This window comes from Klebsiella sp. P1927 (assembly GCF_018204675.1).
GTDB lineage: Bacteria > Pseudomonadota > Gammaproteobacteria > Enterobacterales > Enterobacteriaceae > Klebsiella > Klebsiella pneumoniae.
In genome coordinates, this window is record NZ_CP073377.1 from 379,686 (window position 1) to 398,042 (window position 18,357).

At 55.3% G+C, this 18,357-nt stretch carries 19 protein-coding genes and 1 pseudogene; 13 read left to right on the top strand and 7 right to left on the bottom strand.

The features are described from left to right. Positions 1–190 precede the first annotated feature (190 nt). From KB892_RS02015 to KB892_RS02035, 5 genes are all read left to right on the top strand, one after another. Complete coding sequence (locus tag KB892_RS02015; protein WP_002916782.1) at positions 191–1,609, top strand: glycoside-pentoside-hexuronide (GPH):cation symporter; 1,419 nt, start codon at positions 191–193, stop codon at positions 1,607–1,609. A 13-nt stretch (positions 1,610–1,622) separates the two neighbouring features. Further along, positions 1,623–3,146, top strand: a complete 1,524-nt coding sequence (locus KB892_RS02020) for a glycoside hydrolase family 43 protein (protein WP_002916780.1) — start codon at positions 1,623–1,625, stop codon at positions 3,144–3,146. 106 nt (positions 3,147–3,252) lie between these two features. Beyond that, on the top strand, positions 3,253–3,747 hold the full coding sequence (locus KB892_RS02025) for a TIGR00645 family protein (RefSeq protein WP_004105804.1): 495 nt from the start codon (positions 3,253–3,255) through the stop codon (positions 3,745–3,747). A gap of 121 nt (positions 3,748–3,868) precedes the next feature. After that, a complete protein-coding gene (gene yghX, locus KB892_RS02030; RefSeq protein WP_004144560.1) occupies positions 3,869–4,756 on the top strand; it encodes a YghX family hydrolase in 888 nt (295 codons plus the stop codon). A gap of 78 nt (positions 4,757–4,834) precedes the next feature. Further along, a complete protein-coding gene (locus tag KB892_RS02035) occupies positions 4,835–5,122 on the top strand; it encodes a DUF2623 domain-containing protein (protein ID WP_002916743.1) in 288 nt (95 codons plus the stop codon). A gap of 72 nt (positions 5,123–5,194) precedes the next feature. On the opposite strand, the gene yghU is transcribed toward KB892_RS02035, so the two are convergent. Next, entirely contained in the window at positions 5,195–6,061 is an 867-nt protein-coding gene (gene yghU, locus KB892_RS02040; RefSeq protein WP_002916742.1) for a glutathione-dependent disulfide-bond oxidoreductase, read from the bottom strand. Positions 6,062–6,108: 47 nt separating this feature from the next. After that, entirely contained in the window at positions 6,109–6,669 is a 561-nt protein-coding gene (locus KB892_RS02045) for a DsbA family protein (RefSeq protein ID WP_004150918.1), read from the bottom strand. 20 nt (positions 6,670–6,689) lie between these two features. Between KB892_RS02045 and KB892_RS02050 the strand changes: the two genes are divergently transcribed. From KB892_RS02050 to KB892_RS02060, 3 genes are all read left to right on the top strand, one after another. Beyond that, on the top strand, positions 6,690–6,812 hold the full coding sequence (locus tag KB892_RS02050; RefSeq protein WP_004217169.1) for a hypothetical protein: 123 nt from the start codon (positions 6,690–6,692) through the stop codon (positions 6,810–6,812). A gap of 76 nt (positions 6,813–6,888) precedes the next feature. After that, positions 6,889–8,754, top strand: a complete 1,866-nt coding sequence (gene gss / locus KB892_RS02055; protein ID WP_002916740.1) for a bifunctional glutathionylspermidine amidase/synthase — start codon at positions 6,889–6,891, stop codon at positions 8,752–8,754. 145 nt (positions 8,755–8,899) lie between these two features. Further along, positions 8,900–10,081 (top strand): aminotransferase-like domain-containing protein, encoded by a 1,182-nt coding sequence (locus tag KB892_RS02060; protein ID WP_002916739.1) that lies wholly within the window; start codon positions 8,900–8,902, stop codon positions 10,079–10,081. 176 nt (positions 10,082–10,257) lie between these two features. On the opposite strand, the gene KB892_RS02065 is transcribed toward KB892_RS02060, so the two are convergent. The 3 genes from KB892_RS02065 to KB892_RS02075 all read right to left on the bottom strand — a co-directional run bounded on the left by KB892_RS02065 (position 10,258) and on the right by KB892_RS02075 (position 11,679). Beyond that, complete coding sequence (locus KB892_RS02065) at positions 10,258–10,446, bottom strand: hypothetical protein (protein ID WP_002916738.1); 189 nt, start codon at positions 10,444–10,446, stop codon at positions 10,258–10,260. A 199-nt stretch (positions 10,447–10,645) separates the two neighbouring features. Next, positions 10,646–10,990, bottom strand: a complete 345-nt coding sequence (locus KB892_RS02070) for a hypothetical protein (protein ID WP_004174409.1) — start codon at positions 10,988–10,990, stop codon at positions 10,646–10,648. Positions 10,991–11,076: 86 nt separating this feature from the next. Then, positions 11,077–11,679 carry a short chain dehydrogenase gene (locus tag KB892_RS02075; protein WP_062954968.1) on the bottom strand — a complete coding sequence of 201 codons (603 nt, stop codon included), beginning with the start codon at positions 11,677–11,679 and terminating at the stop codon, positions 11,077–11,079. Positions 11,680–11,776: 97 nt separating this feature from the next. On the opposite strand from KB892_RS02075, the gene KB892_RS02080 reads away from it, so the two are divergent. Next, positions 11,777–12,688 carry a LysR family transcriptional regulator gene (locus tag KB892_RS02080; RefSeq protein ID WP_004188550.1) on the top strand — a complete coding sequence of 304 codons (912 nt, stop codon included), beginning with the start codon at positions 11,777–11,779 and terminating at the stop codon, positions 12,686–12,688. Here the strand turns inward: KB892_RS02080 and KB892_RS02085 are convergent, their stop codons facing one another. Together KB892_RS02085 and KB892_RS02090 are read right to left on the bottom strand one after the other, a co-directional pair. Then, entirely contained in the window at positions 12,689–13,837 is a 1,149-nt protein-coding gene (locus KB892_RS02085; protein WP_004150915.1) for a trans-sulfuration enzyme family protein, read from the bottom strand. It lies immediately after the preceding gene. Positions 13,838–13,847: 10 nt separating this feature from the next. Next, positions 13,848–15,224 (bottom strand): pyridoxal-phosphate dependent enzyme, encoded by a 1,377-nt coding sequence (locus tag KB892_RS02090; protein WP_004217775.1) that lies wholly within the window; start codon positions 15,222–15,224, stop codon positions 13,848–13,850. A 644-nt stretch (positions 15,225–15,868) separates the two neighbouring features. Between KB892_RS02090 and KB892_RS02095 the strand changes: the two genes are divergently transcribed. The 4 genes and pseudogenes from KB892_RS02095 to KB892_RS02110 all read left to right on the top strand — a co-directional run. After that, positions 15,869–16,162 (top strand): type II toxin-antitoxin system TacA family antitoxin, encoded by a 294-nt coding sequence (locus KB892_RS02095; protein WP_004150912.1) that lies wholly within the window; start codon positions 15,869–15,871, stop codon positions 16,160–16,162. Next, entirely contained in the window at positions 16,159–16,644 is a 486-nt protein-coding gene (locus KB892_RS02100) for a GNAT family N-acetyltransferase (RefSeq protein ID WP_004150910.1), read from the top strand. The genes KB892_RS02095 and KB892_RS02100 overlap by 4 nt, the downstream gene beginning before the upstream one ends. Before the next feature lie 703 nt (positions 16,645–17,347). Then, positions 17,348–17,941: a hypothetical protein gene (locus tag KB892_RS02105; RefSeq protein ID WP_004188553.1), complete on the top strand. Its 594-nt coding sequence runs from the start codon at positions 17,348–17,350 to the stop codon at positions 17,939–17,941. A 96-nt stretch (positions 17,942–18,037) separates the two neighbouring features. Then, a pseudogene (locus KB892_RS02110) lies at positions 18,038–18,254 on the top strand (transposase); the annotation flags it as partial. Between the last annotated feature and the right edge of the window lie 103 nt (positions 18,255–18,357).

Here is an 18,357-nt window from a genome sequence, read left to right on the forward strand (position 1 = left end):
CTTTTCTTCTCAGGCTGGCCTTGCGCCAGCTTTTTAATAGGTGACGCAATAACTTGTAAGACCAATCTTATAGATGTGTGACAACTTTCTCAGTTAACAGAAAACATAAACCCGATGCGAAAAATGACAATAGGATAGTTTTTATCCTGCCTCTACAGTGAATACCACTTCATCTGAGAGGGATTATATTGTGAATCACGATAATAAACTGTCATTTGCGGAGAAGCTGGGATATGGCATGGGGGATGCAGCCTGCGGTATCGTTTACTCTTCGGTAACCATGTTTCTGACATGGTTTTATACGGATATTTACGGGCTTTCTGCTGCCGCAGTCGGAGTGATGTTCCTGGTGACGCGGGTTCTGGATGCGATTACCGATCCGCTAACCGGCATTGTTGCAGACCGTGTAAAGACCCGCTGGGGCCATTTTCGCCCGTGGCTTATCTGGTTTGCCGTACCTTATGCCGTGCTGGCGGTAATGACCTTCACGACTCCGGAATTTGGCGCATCGGGTAAACTGGTTTATGCCTACCTGACCTACACCTTACTCATGCTGTGTTACACCTTTATCAATATTCCCTACTGCGCATTGGGCGGAGTCATTACGCGTGATGAGAAGGATCGCCTTTCAGCCCAGTCATATCGTTTTACGATCTCATCTCTGGCCGGTCTGATGGTTTCTGTCGCAACCCTGTTCCTGGTGGATTTTTTCGGTAAAGAAAATAAGCAGTTTGGTTTTCAGGCGACAATGGGAATCATGGGCGCGATCGCTATTGTAATGCTGGCTTTTTGCTTCTTCTCTACCAAAGAACGCGTGGCTCCAGCTGTTGAACAGCAGGGGAGCATACGCGAAGACCTCCGTCAGCTGCTGGCGAATGACCAGTGGCGTATTGTGGCGATAATTACTTTTTTCTCCAGTATGGCCGGGGTTATGCGCAGCGCCGCCACGCTCTATTATGCAACCTACCTGATGTTAGGCGGTGTGGAGTCAGCGGCGGGAACGGCCATGAAATCAGCATTTGTTTCCACCAGTGTCGTTGGCACGATTATCGGCAGCATCGCCGCCGGATGGCTGGCCAAGCGCTATCGCGCGGTATCGCTGTTTAAAAATATCAACCTCCTGCTGGTCCTGGTTGGCGTCGTAATGTTCTTTGTGCCGCCGACCTGGCTGCCGGTGGTGTTCCCTTTATACTTCCTGGTCGGCTTCTTCCATCAGATGTACCAGCCGTTTAAATGGAACATGATGGCCAACGCTGCCGATTATGGCGAATGGAAGTTTGGCCGTCGCATCACGGGATTATCCTATTCCGGTAATCTGTTTGCTTTGAAAATGGGCATGGCGGTTGCTGGCGCCGCCGTAGGTTTTTCGCTTGGGCTATTTGGCTATCAGGCGGGCGTAACGGCGCAGACTCCGCTGGCGACAATGGGAATTGTGGGGCTGTTAACCCTCGGTCCATCACTATCTTACCTGCTCCTGTGGTGGCTGGCGCGTTTCTATAAGCTGGATGACAAAATGATGCAGACAATTCAGCGCGAGCTGTCCATGCGTCAGCAGCAGGGGCATTCAGAGACGCATTTGCCGCTAAACGCCGTTCCGGAAAAGGCTTGAGGAGATGCGAAATATGACCCCTTCTGAATACCAGAATCCTATCTTATGCGCCGATTATTCCGACCCGGATATCGTGCGCGTAGGCGATGATTTCTTTATGGTCTCTTCCAGTTTTAACCATGTGCCCGCTTTACCGATCCTGCATTCAACGGACCTGGTTAATTGGACTATCATCAACCACGTTATGGATGAACTGCCGCTACCTGGTTATGACCGGTATCAGCCGGGTAAGGGCGTATGGGCGCCGTCGATTCGCTGGCACGATGGCAAGCTGTGGGTCTGCTTCAGCACGCCAGATGAAGGTATTTTTATCTGCCATACCGAGGATCCGTGGGGGGAATGGAGCGCTCCGCACTGCCTGCGCGAGGCCAGAGGTTGGATAGATCCCTGCCCGTTCTGGGACGACAATGGTCAGGCCTGGTTGGTACATGCCTTCGCCCATAGCCGCAGCGGCATCAAGCATAAACTGCAGTTGTTTGCGATGGCGCCGGACGCCAGCGAATTGCTGGGCGAAGGGCAGATTATCTATGACGGCTGCTGCGATTTACCTACCCTTGAGGGGCCAAAGGTTTATCAACGCGCCGGTTGGTACTACATCTTTGCTCCTGCGGGCGGGGTTGAAAATGGCTGGCAGACGGTACTGCGCGCGCGCCAGATGACGGGGCCCTGGGAAGCCAAAAACGTGCTTTTCCAGGGAAACACCTCGATAAATGGACCACATCAGGGCGGCTGGGTGGAGGGTGAGGAGGGCGAATGCTGGTTTGTTCATTTCCAGGACTTACACCTCTATGGCCGCGTGGTTCACCTCCAGCCGATGTCCTGGGGTAACGATGGCTGGCCGCGTATCGGTGAGCAGATTGGCAACTGCGGCGTCGGACAGCCGGTTTTACGTTGGCCGCGTCCTAAAGGGTTAACGCCTTCACCGGCATTGGCGCCGCAAACCAGCGACTATTTTGCGCAAGGCCAACCGGGAATACAGTGGCAGTGGCAGGCTAACCCCAGCCCTGAGTGGCTGCTGCCAGCGAAAGGCGAACTTCGATTACGCTGCGTCCCATTATCCGAAGTCGATGGACAGAGAGCGTTATACTGGGCGCCGCAGCTGTTGCTGCAGAAATTCCCGGCGCTAACTTTTAGCGCGAAAACAAGCGTAACGTTATATGCCGCTCAGGACGGTGATGCCGGAGGCCTGATCGTATACGGCGAACGCTACGCCGCTTTGCTGGTGGAGTTTGGGCAAGGGGGTTACCGGCTCGTGTGGCGACACGGTTGGATGAGCGATGCGGGCGTGGTGCGCGAAACTCGTCAGGTTCTTGCTGAGCTTAAGTGCGGCAAGTGTCAGCTGCAGGTGGCCGTAGGCGAAGGCGGCCTGTGTCAATTTTCCTGGCGAGCCGAGGAGGAGTGGCGGAAGGTTCCTCTTTGTTTTGCTGCCGGGAAGGGAAAATGGGTCGGCGCGAAATTTGGCCTGCTGGCTGCTTCAATGGTTGGCCTACAAAGCGAGGGCTACTCCGCTTTGCAGGACTTTGAGGTCATACTTTAAAGAAACCGTTTCTGGCCGCCTGTAGATGACGCTGGCGGCTGATGTTGCATAAGCGTAACCCTGTTGCGATATAATGGCGGCCGTTTATGTTAACTGACAGGATCTTATGGAACGCTTTCTGGAAAATGCTATGTACGCCTCGCGCTGGCTGCTGGCGCCGGTTTATTTTGGCCTCTCGCTCGGTCTGATTGCGCTGACCATCAAATTTTTTCAGGAGATCTTCCACATACTGCCGCATATTTTTAGCGTCAGTGAGTCGGATATGATTCTGACCCTGCTGTCGCTGGTGGATATGACCCTGGTGGGCGGTTTGCTGGTGATGGTGATGTTCTCCGGGTATGAAAATTTTGTCTCGCAGCTGGATATTAACGAGGGTAAAGAAAAACTCAGCTGGCTGGGCAAAATGGACGCGACTTCGCTGAAAAATAAGGTTGCCGCCTCCATCGTGGCGATCTCCTCTATTCACCTGCTGCGGGTGTTTATGGATGCGAAAAACGTCCCGGACAATAAGCTGATGTGGTACGTGATTATCCACCTGACCTTCGTGCTTTCGGCCTTTGTGATGGGCTACCTTGATCGTCTGACCAAAGTGAAACACTGATCCCTTCTCTCCCGGCGGTGTTAGCCGCTGGGCTGTTTCTCCCCGTTTCATGCTTTTCTGGGCTGGCGTATGTCCGGGCTTCTGCTTTGCTTAAAGAGCGCTTAACAACGGAGGCAGGGTAATGACGCGATTAACGGCCAAAGATTTCCCGCAGCAGTTGCTCGAATATTATGACTACTATGCCCACGGCAAAATCAGTAAACGCGAGTTTCTCCAGCTGGCGGGGAAATATACTGTCGGCGGGATGACCGCGCTGGCGCTGTTTAATCTGCTGAAGCCCGACTATGCCCTGGCAGAGCAGGTACCGTTCACCGACCCGGATATCCGCCCGGAGTATATTCATTATCCCTCTCCTGACGGTCACGGCGAAGTGCGGGCTTACCTGGTGACGCCGACAAAAATAGCCGACAAAGCGCCCGCTGTGGTGGTGGTGCATGAGAACCGCGGCCTGAACCCCTATATTGAAGATGTAGCCCGGCGGGTAGCGAAAGCGGGGTATATCGCGCTGGCGCCGGATGGCCTGAGCGCCGTCGGCGGCTATCCGGGGAATGATGATGAAGGCCGCGCCCTACAGCAGAAAGTCGATCCCGTGAAGCTGATGAATGATTTTTTTGCGGCGGTCGCGTTTATGGCGAACTATCCACAGGCGACGGGGAAGGTCGGTATCACCGGTTTTTGCTACGGCGGCGGCGTCAGCAACGCGGCAGCGGTGGCGATCCCCGAGCTGGCCTGTGCGGTGCCGTTTTACGGTCGCCAGCCGCCGCTGAAGGAGGTCGATAAAATTAAAGCACCGCTGCTGCTGCACTATGCCGGCCTCGATAGCGGCATTAATGAAGGCTGGCCTGCCTATGAACAGGCGTTGAAGGAACACCATAAAGTCTACGAGGCCTATTTCTATCAGGGCGTGAATCACGGCTTTCATAATGATTCCACGCCGCGCTACGATCGGGCTGCGGCTGATCTGGCCTGGCAACGCACGCTGGCATGGTTTGAGAAGTATTTACGCTAGCGCAACCGTCATAAATAGCGCTACCGCTCGCTCAAAAAAACGCTATATAATTTATTATATAACGATTGGGAGGGCGCGATGGAAAATCATTTTGGCAAAGGCTTAATGGCGGGGCTACAGGCATCCTATGCTGACACCGCCGCGCATGCGGCGAATTTTTGCGCCGACTATAAACGCGGGTTTGTGCTCGGCTACTCGCACCGCATGTTTGAAAAAACCGGCGACCGCCAGCTCAGCGCCTGGGAAGCGGGGATCCTCACCCGTCGCTATGGCCTTGACAGAGATATGGTGATGGATTTCTTCAAAGAAGGTGGGTCGGGTATGGCGATGCGCTATTTTCTGGCGGGCTATCGGCTGGAAAGCTAAACAGGACGGCTTCGCAGGCGGAACCGTCCTGTGGTGGGAACCCTTTCCCGTCAACGGGAAAGGGTGAAGACCTTACGCCTGGCGCTTATCTTCCGTTTGGGTGTCAAAGTCTCGGGCATCATGGCGCTCATGCAGCTGCTCATTGAGCGGGCCGTTGGTGCGGTTGACGATGCGTCCGCGCTTGACGGCCGGGCGGTTGCCGACATCCTGCGCCCAGCGCAGCACGTTTTTATAGCTCCCGGCGTCGAGGAACTCCGCCGCGTTATAGACATTGCCCAGCACTACGTTGCCATACCACGGCCAGACAGCCATATCGGCGATGGTGTACTCCTCGCCGGCCACATAGCGACCGCGGGCGAGCTGTTTGTCCAGCACGTCGAGCTGGCGTTTGGCTTCCATCGTAAAGCGGTCGATCGCGTACTCGATCTTCACTGGCGCATAGTTATAGAAGTGGCCGAAGCCGCCGCCGAGGAACGGCGCCGCGCCCTGCAGCCAGAACAGCCAGTTGAGGGTTTCGGTGCGACCGGCAGGATCTTTCGGCAGGAAGAAACCAAATTTTTCCGCCAGATAGAGAAGAATGTTGCCGGACTCAAATACCCGGGTCGGCGGCGTGGTGGAATGGTCGCTGAGGGCCGGGATCTTCGAGTTCGGGTTGATCTCGACAAAGCCGCTGGAAAACTGATCCCCTTCGCCAATGCGTATCAGCCAGGCGTCGTACTCCGCGCCGCTGACGCCCAGCGCCAGCAGCTCTTCAAGCATGATCGTCACCTTCTGGCCGTTGGGTGTACCGAGTGAGTATAGCTGGAGCGGATGGGTTCCTACCGGCAGGACGCGTTCATGAGTCGCGCCGGAAACGGGACGGTTGATGTTGGCGAACGCGCCGCCGCTGTTTTGCTTCCATTCCCACACTTTTGGTGGCTGGTAGTTTTGCTCTGACATGCTGGTTTGCCTTTTTCGTGGATGTACAAAAAGTGTAGCAGGTGACCTCAGGCCATAATCCGCGCGGCCCACACGCTGACATCATCGCCGCTGCCCAGATCCGGCTGCACCAGGCCGTTGACCATAAAGGTCGGCGAGACATGGATGCCGTTCTGACGGGCGTATTTACTGTGCCACTTGATCACGTCCTGCAGCTCCGGGCGGGCAAAGGCGGCCCCCAGCAGCACGTGACTGTAGCGTTCAATGCGCTCAATGATTTGCTGCGGCGTGGCGTTCATGTTCGGCCCGCTGCAGTGATCGGTAAACTCAAACTCTTCCCGATGGTCGGCCACGGCCTGCATCACCTTATGCGCCTGCTCTCTGCCGTGCGGCAGGGTGGACGCGGCGAGGATGCAGCGGACGATAACCCCGGAGAACAGATGCCACGGCTGCGACTGCAGGCGTATCTTGATGGTCACGTTATCGGCGCCGACCTCATCGAGCAGATCGTCGAGTTTATTAAACGCGCGGACAGAGTAGGGGCAGGTGGGCTCAAGGAACACCTCAAACGTCCGCGGGCCGTGTCCCCAGACCAGCGGTTGGGCATTCAGATGCGAGGGTGTGCTCATTGTCGACTCCTGATGTTGCGTTGTTTTTTTGTTATATCACCGATAACGATATCACTTTTGTTTCCGGCTGCAGGGTTATTTTCCTTAACGGCACGATTAGCGAAACGAATGAGTGGTATCATCGTTACACCTCTGTCTGGTAAGTGCCTGCGGCAGGATAAGAAGAGGGAGTTTTGTTTCGCCAACTGCCCGGGCTGCATTAATTTGAGGTCAGGCTAAATGAGCAAAGGATCGACAAGCAGTGACGCCCCGTTTGGGACATTGTTAGGCTATGCACCCGGTGGCGTAGCGATTTATTCATCGAATTACAGTAGCTTAAATCCGCAGGACTACCCGGATGACGCGACGTTTCGCAGCTACATCGGCAATGAGTATATGGGGCATAAATGGCAGTGCGTGGAGTTTGCGCGCCGCTTTCTGTTCCTGACCTATGGCTTTGTCTTCACCGATGTGGGGATGGCTTATGAAATCTTCTCCCTGCGTTTCCTGCGCGAAGTGGTCAATGACAATATTTTGCCGCTGCAGGCCTTCGCCAACGGCTCCCGCCGTCCGCCTATCGCTGGTTCGCTGCTGATCTGGCAGAAGGGGGGCGAGTTTAAGCACACCGGCCATGTGGCGGTGATCACCCAGCTTGTCGGCAATAAGGTGCGTATCGCCGAGCAGAACGTGATTCACTCGCCGCTGCCGCAGGGCCAGCAGTGGACCCGCGAGCTGACCCTCGAGGTCAACGACGGCCGGTACACCATCAAAGATACCTTTGCCGATACCGAAATTTTAGGCTGGATGATCCAGACCGCTGATACCGAACACAGCCTGCCGCAGCCGGTGCTGCCGGGCGAGGCGATGGCCATCAAAGGCGCGCGGCTGCCAAACAACGGCCAGTTTCGCGGTAAATGGCTGAACGAGAAAGACCCGTTGCAGAAAGCCTACGTGGCAGCCAACGGTCATTTCATCAACCAGGATCCCTATCAGTATTTCACCATCAGCGAAAGTGCCGAACAGGAGCTGATCAAAGCCACCAACGAGCTGCACCTGATGTATCTGCACGCCACCGATAAGGTGATGAAGGATGACAACCTGCTGGCGCTGTTCGATATTCCGAAAATTCTCTGGCCTCGTCTGCGCCTCTCGTGGCAGCGCCGCCGTCATCATATGATCACCGGGCGCATGGATTTTTGCATGGACGAGCGCGGGCTGAAGGTGTACGAGTACAATGCCGATTCCGCTTCCTGCCATACCGAAGGCGGGCTGATCCTCGAACAGTGGCTGAAGCAGGGCTACTACGGCACCGGCCACAATCCGGCGGAAGGTCTGCTCGATGAGCTGGCGGGGGCGTGGAAACACAGCCGGGCGCGGCCCTTCGTCCACATCATGCAGGACAAGGATCTGGAAGAGAACTACCACGCGCAGTTTATTCAGCGTTCGCTGACCCAGGCCGGTTTTGAGAGCAAAATTCTCTTTGGTCTTGATGAGCTGCGCTGGGACGCTGCCGGTCAGCTGATCGACGCCGACGGGCGGCTGGTCAACTGCGTCTGGAAAACCTGGGCATGGGAAACCGCCATTGAGCAGGTGCGCGAAGTCAGCGCCGAGGAGTACGCGGCGGTACCGATTCGAACCGGACATCCGCAGAATGAGGTGCGGCTGATTGACGTCCTGCTGCGTCCTGAAGTATTGGTATTCGAACCCCTGTGGACGGTGATCCCCGGCAACAAAGCCATTCTGCCGGTGCTGTGGTCGCTGTTCCCGCATCATCGCTATCTGCTGGATACCGATTTTGAGGTTAACGACGAGCTGGCGAAAACCGGCTATGCGGTGAAGCCTATTTCCGGGCGCTGCGGGAACAATATCGACCTGATCGGCCCTCAGGATGAACTTCTGGATAAGACCAGCGGCCAGTTTGTCGATCGCAAGAATATCTACCAGCAACTGTGGTGCCTGCCGAAAGTGGACGGTAAGTACATTCAGGTGTGCACATTTACCGTCGGCGGTAACTACGGCGGTACCTGCCTGCGCGGCGATTCGTCGCTGGTGGTGAAAAAAGAGAGCGATATCGAGCCGTTAATCGTTTTGAAAGACAAAGCATGACGTACGAAACCCGGGTAGCGGCATACCCCTGTCCGGGTGACAACGTACTGAAAAGGATAGCCCCGGCATGGTAAGCGCCGCCGGGGAGCACCTGCAACAAAGCCAAGATAATTAACACAACAACAAGACAGAAAAGGAAAATAGTATGCACGATCGGCGTCTCGCCGCCCGCGCGGGTGAACTCAAGCCCTCCGCCGTCCGCGAACTTCTCAAGCACAGTAAACTGCCCGGCGTGATTTCGCTTGGCGGCGGCATTCCGGCCCCGGAACTGTTTGATACCGAAGGCCTGGAGCTGGCGGTGCAGAAGGTGATGAGCGAGCGTTTTAATGACGCATTCCAGTACGGTCTGACGGAAGGCTACCCGCCGCTGCGCCAGGCGGTGAGTGAAATTTGCCACTCCCGTGGCGTCGCCTGTTCAGCCGCCCAGGTCTATATCACCTCCGGCTCCCAGCAATCGCTGGATATCGTTGCCCGTACGCTGCTCGATCCGGGCGATACTATCGTCGTTGAGCGTCCCACTTATCTGGCGGCGCTGCAGGTATTTCAGCTGGCGCAGGCCAATATTCTCAGCGTTGACACCGACGATGACGGGATGCTGGTGGAGCAGCTGGCCGACCTGCTGGAGACCACCCGCGTCAAAGCTGTTTACCTGGTGCCGACGTTCGGCAATCCCGGCGGCAAAACGCTGAGCGAGGCGCGTCGTCGCCGGTTGGTTGAGCTGGCGAAAAAATATGATTTCGTCATTCTGGAAGACGATCCCTACGGCGAAATTAGCTTTACAGACGCCGTTCGGCGCCCGCTCTATCAGCATGCTGTCGAGCTGAGCTGTGAAGATCAGGTGGTTTACACCTCGACTTTTTCGAAAATCCTCGCGCCAGGGATGCGCATCGGCTGGATCGTCATGCCGGACTGGCTGGCGCAGCAGACGGTGATTGTGAAGCAGGCGGCGGATCTGCATACCAATATGCTGTCGCAGGTGATCACTGCGGAATACCTCAGTCTGAACCGGCTGGATAACCAGATTGCGTTGATTCGCGAAGACTACCGCAAGAAGTGCGTGGCGCTGGCCGATGCGCTGGAAAGCCGCCTTGGCGAGCACCTGGAATTCAGCCGCCCGCAGGGGGGGATGTTCCTGTGGGCGCGTTTCCGCTATCCGTTCGATACCATGGAATGGATGAAGAAAACGCTGGAAAACGGCGTGGTGTACGTCCCGGGTGAAGCGTTCTATCACGATAAGCCGGATACCCGTACCCTGCGTCTTTCTTACTCCACGGTGTCAGAAGCCGGATTGCTGACGGCCGTTGAGCGGCTGGCGGCCTCCCTGTAACGTCTCTGCTGTGCGCCGCTTTTCGGCGGCGCGCAGCCCTGCGTGACGTTAACGTCCAGCGCAGGGTCAATCCGTTTCGGCGATCCGGTCATCGAGCCAGACCAGCATCAGCGCTGCGAGAAAAGCCAGCGCAAAGGTTCCAATAAACAACCACATAGACGTCCCTCGCGGGTTAATTATTTTGCTGATTCTACCGGAGAGCGATCGTTGCGGTCGGCGATGGAGATTTTAGTTCCGGCGGAATGGCTGGCGAGAGAGAAAAAGTCATCGGCATCAATATCGAAGTTAAGAATAATTTCCCTGTATTTTCCACCGTTAATTAACGCTTTGGCTTCTTTAACACTACTGGCAATAATGACAGGCATCAGTTTTATCTCATTTTGAAAACTGTGAAGCAAAATAAGAGTTAGTTCGTACCAGATCAACTACTTTTTATCGTATTCCGCCGCAGAAAAAACGTCGTACTGTGACGCGACGACGACCGGATATTTTGTGACAGCGATCCGGTCATCAACAGCACAATCTTATTCGACGCTGGCGATATGCTGCAATTTTGCCAACTCGTCAGGATGATTTCCCCTGTTGTTTTTCGCGCAATATCTCGCCGCAGCGCTGCTTGTCCTGACGCAGCACCTGCTGTTCCTGCGGGCTGAGCTGGCGCCAGGTATCCAGCATCCGCTGCCCCAGCGCCGGAAGGTAATGGGTTTTATGCAGCGCGTAGTCAGAATTTCCCCCCTCGACGATATTCTGCATATCGTGGAGGAACTGGCGGCTGTCGTCATGATCGATTATGCAAAATACCGCCCGGTAGTAAGCTTCATCTTCCTCGGTGTAATGCGGGGTGAACCACCAGACCAGCAGCGCGATAAGCGCCAGTAGCGGGATAATTAAGGATAATTTTTTCAACATCAGTTTTTCGGCCGGAGACAATCAGCCGTCAGTGTACCTGCAACGACGGCCTGATGTAAGCGCCGGCCCCGGCGGGCCGGCACAGGCTAGTAGCCGACCGGGTAGATGCGGCCGGTCTGAACGCCTTCAATGCTGCGGCGATAGGCCTGCGCCGCGGCGGCGGCGGGAACGCTGGGGAAGCCTGGGAAAAAGTCGCCGTAGGCCGCCAGCGACTCGCTGAGCACGGTGGGGCTGATGAGATTGATGCGGATCCCGCGCGGCAGCTCGCAGGCGGCGGCGCGAACAAAGCCTTCCAGACCGGCGTTGACCGTCGTGGCATTGACCCCCTGAGCAATGGGTTCCTGCGCGACAATACCGCTGACCAGGGTAATCGACCCCCCGTCGCGCAGAAAATGCTGGCCGACCAGCGCCAGGCGAATTTGCCCCAGCAGCTTGTCCTGCAGACCGAGGTTGAACTGGCTGTCGGTCATGGTGCTTAACGGCCCAAAGTGCAGATTGCCGGTGGTGGAGACGATGGCATCTACTTCACCCGTTTGGGCAAATAGCGCCTCGACGCTCTCCTGCGAGGTGATATCCACCTGATAATCTCCCCGGGTGCGGCCGACGCGGATAACGTCATGTCTCTGACTCAGTTCTTCGCTGACCGCGCGACCGATGGTGCCGCTGGCACCGATAACGATAATTTTCATGGCAGACTCCTGATGAGGTGAGAGGCTATTTTTTAATAAAAGTAATCTCGGATAAACTGGCTAAAAGTTAGAACATTACTAACCAGAGGTTAGCAATATGGACAAATTACGAGGGATGGAGACGTTTATTGCCGTGGTGGAGTGCGGCAGCTTTACCGGGGCGGCGTCGCGCCTGGGGCTGTCGGCGGTGATGGTTGGGAAATATATCGCCCAGTTGGAAAGCCAGCTGGCGACGCGTCTGCTGGAGCGTAACACCCGACGCCAGAGCCTCACCGACGCCGGGCGAGTCTATTTTGACGAAGCGAAACGGGTGATGGAGCAGGTCTCCATCGCCGAAAGCGCGGTCGAGCGGCTGCGGCTGGCGCCGGCCGGCACCCTGCGGGTGAGCGCTCCCACCTCGTTCGGCGCCAGCGTGATCGCGCCCCTGACCGCCACCTTCCTGCAGGTCTGGCCTGCGGTCCGGGTGGAACTGGATCTGACTAACCGGATGGTCGATCTGGTGGATGAGGGGTTCGATCTGGCGATCCGTATCGGCGAGATCCATCAGGAGGATCTGGTGGCTCGCTACCTGGCGCCGTATCGGATGGTGATCTGCGCCGCGCCGGCTTATCTGGCGCGTTACGGGACCCCCGGGACGCCAGAGGATCTCGCCGATCATCTCTGCCTGTCCCATACGGTCTGGACCGCCCGCAACGAGTGGCGGCTGCCGGGCGTAGAGGGAGAAGTGCGCTGGAAACGCGATGCGGTTTTGCGCTGCAACGATGGCTACGCGCTGCGCCAGGCGGCGATCGCCGGGGCCGGGCTGCTGATGCAGCCGGAGGTACTGCTGGCCGATGCGCTGGCCAGCGGCAGCCTGGTGCGCGTGCTGGAGGCGTGGACTCCGCAGCCGCGGCCTGTGCATCTGCTCTGGCGCCAGGATCGTCGGCCCCTGCCGAAGCTGACGCAGTTTATCGCCCACCTTCAGCAGGGAATGGCCGACGCGCTGACAACGACCCGCGCGTCGGAATAATCACTCCGCCCGCAGCGCCTGCTGCCAGTCGGCAATCAGATCGTGAGGATCTTCGATCCCCACCGACAGGCGGATCAGCTGCGGTGTGATACCGTTCGCCAGGCGTTTCTCCAGCGGGATCGAGGCATGGGTCATGCTGAAGGGCTGGCTCACCAGACTCTCCACGCCGCCCAGGCTCTCCGCAAGCGTAAACCAGCGCAGCTTGCTGATGATGCGCTCGGCGTAACCTTCATCGCCCTTCACCACCACCGAAATCATGCCGCCGGGCAGGGCCATTTGCTGGCGCGCCAGCTGATGATGCGGGTGCGAGGCCAGCCAGGGAAACCAGACTCGCTCCACTTCCGGCTGCTGTTCCAGCCATTCGGCGAGCTGCAGCGCGTTCGCGCTGTGGCGCTCCATCCGCAGCGCCAGGGTACGGATGCCGCGCAGCGTCAGGAAGCTGCTGAACGGGTCAAGCACGCCGCCTACCGCATTCTGCAGATAGCCAAGCTTTTCCGCGAGCCCGGAGTTATCGCCAACCACCGCCAGGCCGGCGACGACATCGGAATGGCCGTTGAGGTACTTGGTCGCGGAGTGCACCACAATATCAAACCCATGCTCCAGCGGGCGATGGATCGCCGGCGAAGCAAAGGTGTTATCGGCGACGCTGATCAGGTTATGGCGGCGCGCGATGGCGGCGATGGCGCTGAGATCCGCGAGCTTCAGCAGCGGGTTGGTGGGCGTTTCCACCCAGATCATGCGCGTATCGGGGCGGATCGCCGCTTCAATTCCCGCCAGGTCGTCGGGTTTCACCCAGCTCACCTGCAGACCAGCGCTACGGCGGCGAACGTTTTCCAGCAGGCGGTAAGTGCCGCCATACACATCATCGACCGCCACCAGATGACTGTCCTTATCCAGCAGCTCCAGCACGGTGGAGATGGCGGCCAGCCCGGAGGCGAACGCGTAGCCGCGCGTGCCGTTTTCCAGGTCGGCGATCGCCGTCTCCAGCGCGTGACGGGTGGGATTCCCGCTGCGGGAATATTCATAACCGGTATGCTGCCCCGGCGCTGGCTGAGCAAAAGTGGAGGTGGCATAAATCGGCGGCATCACTGCGCCATGGCTGTCGGTGAAGGTTCCGCTATGTACACTCAGGGTGTGGATAGATGACATAAAAAATTCCTTATTGTGCGACTCGGTTACGCCAGGCGGTCAATACATCGCTGCGGGTGACCAGGCCAAGAAAACGCGTGTTGTCAGCGATCACCGCCACCAGACCGCGATCGAGAATGGCCTGCAGTTCACTCTCTGGCGCACGCTTATCGAGAGTTTCAACATGGCGGCTCATCGCTTCGCTGACCGGCAGGGAGAAGCGTTGGCGATCGCCCTGTACGTGGCGGATCAAATCCCACTCATCGACGATGCCGACCACGCGGCCATCCTCCAGTACCGGCAGTTGGGAGATGTCATACAGCCGCATGCGGGTAAAGACCGCGGCCAGGGTGTCGTCCGGCGCGGCCGTGACGGTAGCGCCTTCGTCATGGCGCAGGGCGATAAAATCACTGAGATCGCCCTGTTCGGGGCGGGCGATCAGTCCTTGCTGGCGCATCCAGTCGTCGTTGAACATTTTGGACAGGTATTTATTGCCGCTGTCGCAGGCGAAGGTTACTACCCGTTTCGGACGGCTTTGTGCCCGGCAGTAGCGCAGCGCGGCGCTGAGCAGGGTGCCGGTGGAAGAGCCGGCCAGCACGCCCTCAACCTGCAGCAGCTGGCGCGCGGTGTGGAACGCTTCGCGGTCGCTGACGCGATACGCGGTATGTACCCCCTCCAGCCTGGCCAGCGGCGGGATAAAATCTTCGCCGATCCCTTCGACCAGCCAGGATCCCGTTTCGCCGTAGCGTCCGGTATCGACCTGATCGGCAAGGATCGAACCCGCCGGATCGGCGAGAATAAATTCCGTTTTCGGCGAGTGCTCAGCAAACCAGGCCTGAAGCCCACCCAGCGTGCCGCCGGAGCCGACGCCGACGACGATGGCGTCGATGTCGCCCTCCAGCTGCTGATAAAGCTCCGGCGCAGTGGAGGTGGCATGGGCCAGCGGATTGGCGTCGTTATTAAACTGGTCGATATAAAAGGCGCCCGGCGTTTCATCGGCAAGGCGGCGGGCATAATCCTGGTAGTAGGCCGGGTGGCCTTTATTGACGTCGGAGCGGGTGAGCAGCACCGTCGCGCCCAGCGCCCGCAGGTGAAAGATTTTCTCGCGGCTCATTTTGTCCGGCACCACCAGGATCAGGCGGTAATTTTTCTGCGCCGCAATCAGCGCCAGACCGAGGCCGGTATTGCCGGCGGTGGCTTCGATAATCGTTCCCCCGGGCGCCAGTTTTCCCTGGCGCTCGGCTTCATTAATCATCGACAGCGCAACCCGATCTTTAATTGACCCGCCGGGGTTCTGATTTTCCAGTTTTAAAAACAGACTGCAGGGCCCGGTATCCAGTTTGTGCAACTGGAGCAGGGGAGTATGACCGATCAGGTCGCTCACGGAATGAAACAGTGACATAACCATTTACCCACTCGTTTAAGATATTTTTGCATACTAGAACTGTGAAAACGGTTATTTAAAGAATATTTCTCTGTCATTTAGCGCAAAATGGAATATAAGATGCTATTTGGCCATCTGGAGGGAAAGCAGGGCAGCCACCTGGGCGGATCGATTTCCAGAAAAGGGCGTTTTTAGCCGCTTTTAGCGGGAAAATGGCGATTTTAATCAGTGTGTTATCTGATATCTGAAAATGTGTTTGCGAAAAGATTCTATGGAGAATAGGCCTGCGCTTGTCGTTAACTAGCAGCGGGCTGGCCAGGAGAAAAACGCAGCAGGGAAATCACGGGTTAACGCAGTTCGATGGAGAGTCCGGATGCAGAAAAGCAAAAACCCGCCTTGTGGGCGGGTTCTTTAAATAGTGGTGCCCGGACTCGGGAACATTCAGTACTCTATTAACTTGAAATTTATCATAAATCTGTTTTTGGTTGATTATCAAAACTCAGATTTAGACCCATAATTTTACTTTCAAATCAAAATACTAGATTTGAATATTTAAAGGCATGTCCGGTTCGATACTCCGATTCGATTCCTTATAAATTTATCGTAATGACATCTGCGTTACGCGTGTTGTATACTTAATATCCACAGAAACACAAGAGGACAAGACGATGCCAGCCGCAAACAGCATGTCCATAAAACGCGAAACGTTAAATCTGCGCATTAAACCTGCCGAACGCGATCTTATTGATCGGGCGGCGAAAGCCAGAGGGAAAAACCGCACAGACTTTGTGCTGGAGGCCGCCCGCGCTGCCGCTGAGGAAGCGCTGATTGAGCAACGCATCATTATGGCCGATCCGCAGGCTTATCAGGAATTTCTCGCTCGTCTGGATCAGGCTCCTGCACCTAATGCCGCACTGCGTAAAACTATGCAGACCCCTGCGCCGTGGGAACAGGAAGAATGATCTCGGCACCAGAACCGCTTCATGCCGGGCATATTCTTACCCCGTTTTGCTGCGGTATAGATTCCATGGATCACTGGCTGAAACAGCGGGCGATGAAAAATCAGGTTACTGGCGCATCCCGCACCTTTGTCTGCTGCGACGACGCGAAGGTGATGGCTTACTACTCACTGGCTTCCAGCGCTGTGACGACAAATACTGCGCCGGGTCGTTTTCGCCGCAATATGCCTGCCCCGATCCCGGTTGTGGTACTGGGTCGTCTGGCGGTGGATAAATCACTACATGGGAAAGGTGTCGGGCGGGCCCTGGTACGTGATGCCGGGCTGCGTGTGATTCAGGTGGCGGAGACTATCGGCATTCGCGGGATGCTGGTTCACGCCCTGTCGGATGAAGCACGGGATTTTTACCTGCGGGTGGGGTTTGAGCCGTCGCCGATGGATCCGATGATGTTGATGGTGACGTTGAGGGATTTGGTTAATGCCTGATGGGTATTATTTATAATTACAAGGGAATCTGAAGTGTTTGTTAAACCCGTAGCGATTCAGTCCCACATGTATCGTCGGTCAGATTATCAACCTGGGACCACGGTCCCATCTGCTCATTTTAGTACTATTTAGTCTGTGACTATGGTCCCAACTGACGGTCAGAAGGCTTCCAACTGTATGTCAAATTTATGCATAACAGTCTGAACCAAGTAATGCAGATTTGTCGTACCGTGACTGGCTATCAAGCTCTTTGAACGCGAATAGACGTGGATGCAGATCTAAGTAATAAGCTCCCCGCTGTAGCTGGGAAAATCCGACAAAGGATGTTCTATATGGACTCACAGGATGTATTGTATATCGTCCGATGTTACGGCGTCGTCAAGCGGTCCTTTACCGCTCCAGGTCACCAATTAGCATATGGAAGCTTAAAGGTCGCCGATGGCGAACTAGATAAGGTTGCCTGCAAAATTCACCGCACAGGTGAAAACAGCCCAGTTAGTCACGACAAGCCATAAAATTAAAATGAATTGACGACGCCGTGCAAATCACATTTTATCGCCGCTATGAACGCTGTGTTCCGGAAACGGCAAAACGGGGAGGGGATGAATAAACCTGCATGTTCTAAGTAATAATTTGTTGCTATGTTGAACGCGAAGGATGATAATTGCTAACAGGAAGCTAATATTACTAAAGGGAAATTTAGATGCCTTCAATTCTCGCAAGGTTGTCAGTTTGTATTATTCTGTCATTGTTTATGGTTTCTTGTTCGGGAAGTTTTGATAAAACTATTGATTATCAAGACGCTAAACAGATGCCCGGCTATGGGTATATAGTCATGGATTTCAGACTGGCAAATGAAATGGCGTATGGCAATGGCTATATTCCAGGAAAAACAAACTATACAATTTCTTATAAAAATAAAGGTGATATTTTTTTTGTTGATATTCAGCATGCTGATTTTCGTAATAGAATATTAAAGGCATACATACCATATATGAAAGGCTATACCTTAATAGGTATAGGGAGAAGTTATTGGTATCCTTTTTTTAGATGTGATAAATGTGACAATGAGCCACAGTTAAAATTTTTATATATAAACATTGTAAAATCAGTGGATGAAGCATGGTGTAGTGAAACAACTTATAAAAATTTACGATCATTTAATGCAATGGACGGTTGCTCCCAAATGGTAGGTGTAGAAGAATCTAGAAAAGTTACAGGAGATGTTCTTATCACCCCAGAATTAAAATCTGATTTCCAGGGGATGTTCACCCCTTATCTGAAGCCAGGACGTTAATCACGAGGCTCTTAAGTTGATCTCCTCCCAGAAAAGAGTGACAGGATAAACTGAAGTCTACGGTTTTTCTTCCATCTCACAGAGAGGCATATCGCCATGAAAAAGACCCGTTATACCGAAGAACAGATTGCATTTGCACTGAAGCAGGCCGAAACCGGCATCTGTGTCGGGGAAGTCTGCCGAAAGATGGGCATTTCTGAAGCCATTTTTATAATTAGAAGAGAAATTCGCTGCTCTGGGCGTAACTGAACTTGAATTGCGTCGTCTGCGGCAACTGGAGGATGAAAATCAGCGGCTGAAAAAGCTTGTGGCTATAAGACCTACCGGGGCGGAGTCAGCTCACCCTCAGTTGTACCCTCGCAATGGACATGATGCGGGTTGAAGTTGATTGAGTTGGGTGGAGTTAAGGGATTGAA

What these genes read in the sequence shown, in the direction of transcription:
- KB892_RS02020 (WP_002916780.1), top strand. Translation starts at nt 1,623, where the DNA reads ATGACCCCTTCTGAATACCAGAATCCTATCTTATGCGCCGATTATTCC.
- KB892_RS02025 (WP_004105804.1), top strand. Translation starts at nt 3,253, where the DNA reads ATGGAACGCTTTCTGGAAAATGCTATGTACGCCTCGCGCTGGCTGCTG.
- yghX (WP_004144560.1), top strand. Translation starts at nt 3,869, where the DNA reads ATGACGCGATTAACGGCCAAAGATTTCCCGCAGCAGTTGCTCGAATAT.
- KB892_RS02035 (WP_002916743.1), top strand. Translation starts at nt 4,835, where the DNA reads ATGGAAAATCATTTTGGCAAAGGCTTAATGGCGGGGCTACAGGCATCC.
- yghU (WP_002916742.1), bottom strand. Translation starts at nt 6,061, where the DNA reads ATGTCAGAGCAAAACTACCAGCCACCAAAAGTGTGGGAATGGAAGCAA.
- KB892_RS02045 (WP_004150918.1), bottom strand. Translation starts at nt 6,669, where the DNA reads ATGAGCACACCCTCGCATCTGAATGCCCAACCGCTGGTCTGGGGACAC.
- gss (WP_002916740.1), top strand. Translation starts at nt 6,889, where the DNA reads ATGAGCAAAGGATCGACAAGCAGTGACGCCCCGTTTGGGACATTGTTA.
- KB892_RS02060 (WP_002916739.1), top strand. Translation starts at nt 8,900, where the DNA reads ATGCACGATCGGCGTCTCGCCGCCCGCGCGGGTGAACTCAAGCCCTCC.
- KB892_RS02065 (WP_002916738.1), bottom strand. Translation starts at nt 10,446, where the DNA reads ATGCCTGTCATTATTGCCAGTAGTGTTAAAGAAGCCAAAGCGTTAATT.
- KB892_RS02070 (WP_004174409.1), bottom strand. Translation starts at nt 10,990, where the DNA reads ATGTTGAAAAAATTATCCTTAATTATCCCGCTACTGGCGCTTATCGCG.
- KB892_RS02075 (WP_062954968.1), bottom strand. Translation starts at nt 11,679, where the DNA reads ATGAAAATTATCGTTATCGGTGCCAGCGGCACCATCGGTCGCGCGGTC.
- KB892_RS02080 (WP_004188550.1), top strand. Translation starts at nt 11,777, where the DNA reads ATGGACAAATTACGAGGGATGGAGACGTTTATTGCCGTGGTGGAGTGC.
- KB892_RS02085 (WP_004150915.1), bottom strand. Translation starts at nt 13,837, where the DNA reads ATGTCATCTATCCACACCCTGAGTGTACATAGCGGAACCTTCACCGAC.
- KB892_RS02090 (WP_004217775.1), bottom strand. Translation starts at nt 15,224, where the DNA reads ATGGTTATGTCACTGTTTCATTCCGTGAGCGACCTGATCGGTCATACT.
- KB892_RS02095 (WP_004150912.1), top strand. Translation starts at nt 15,869, where the DNA reads ATGCCAGCCGCAAACAGCATGTCCATAAAACGCGAAACGTTAAATCTG.
- KB892_RS02100 (WP_004150910.1), top strand. Translation starts at nt 16,159, where the DNA reads ATGATCTCGGCACCAGAACCGCTTCATGCCGGGCATATTCTTACCCCG.
- KB892_RS02105 (WP_004188553.1), top strand. Translation starts at nt 17,348, where the DNA reads ATGCCTTCAATTCTCGCAAGGTTGTCAGTTTGTATTATTCTGTCATTG.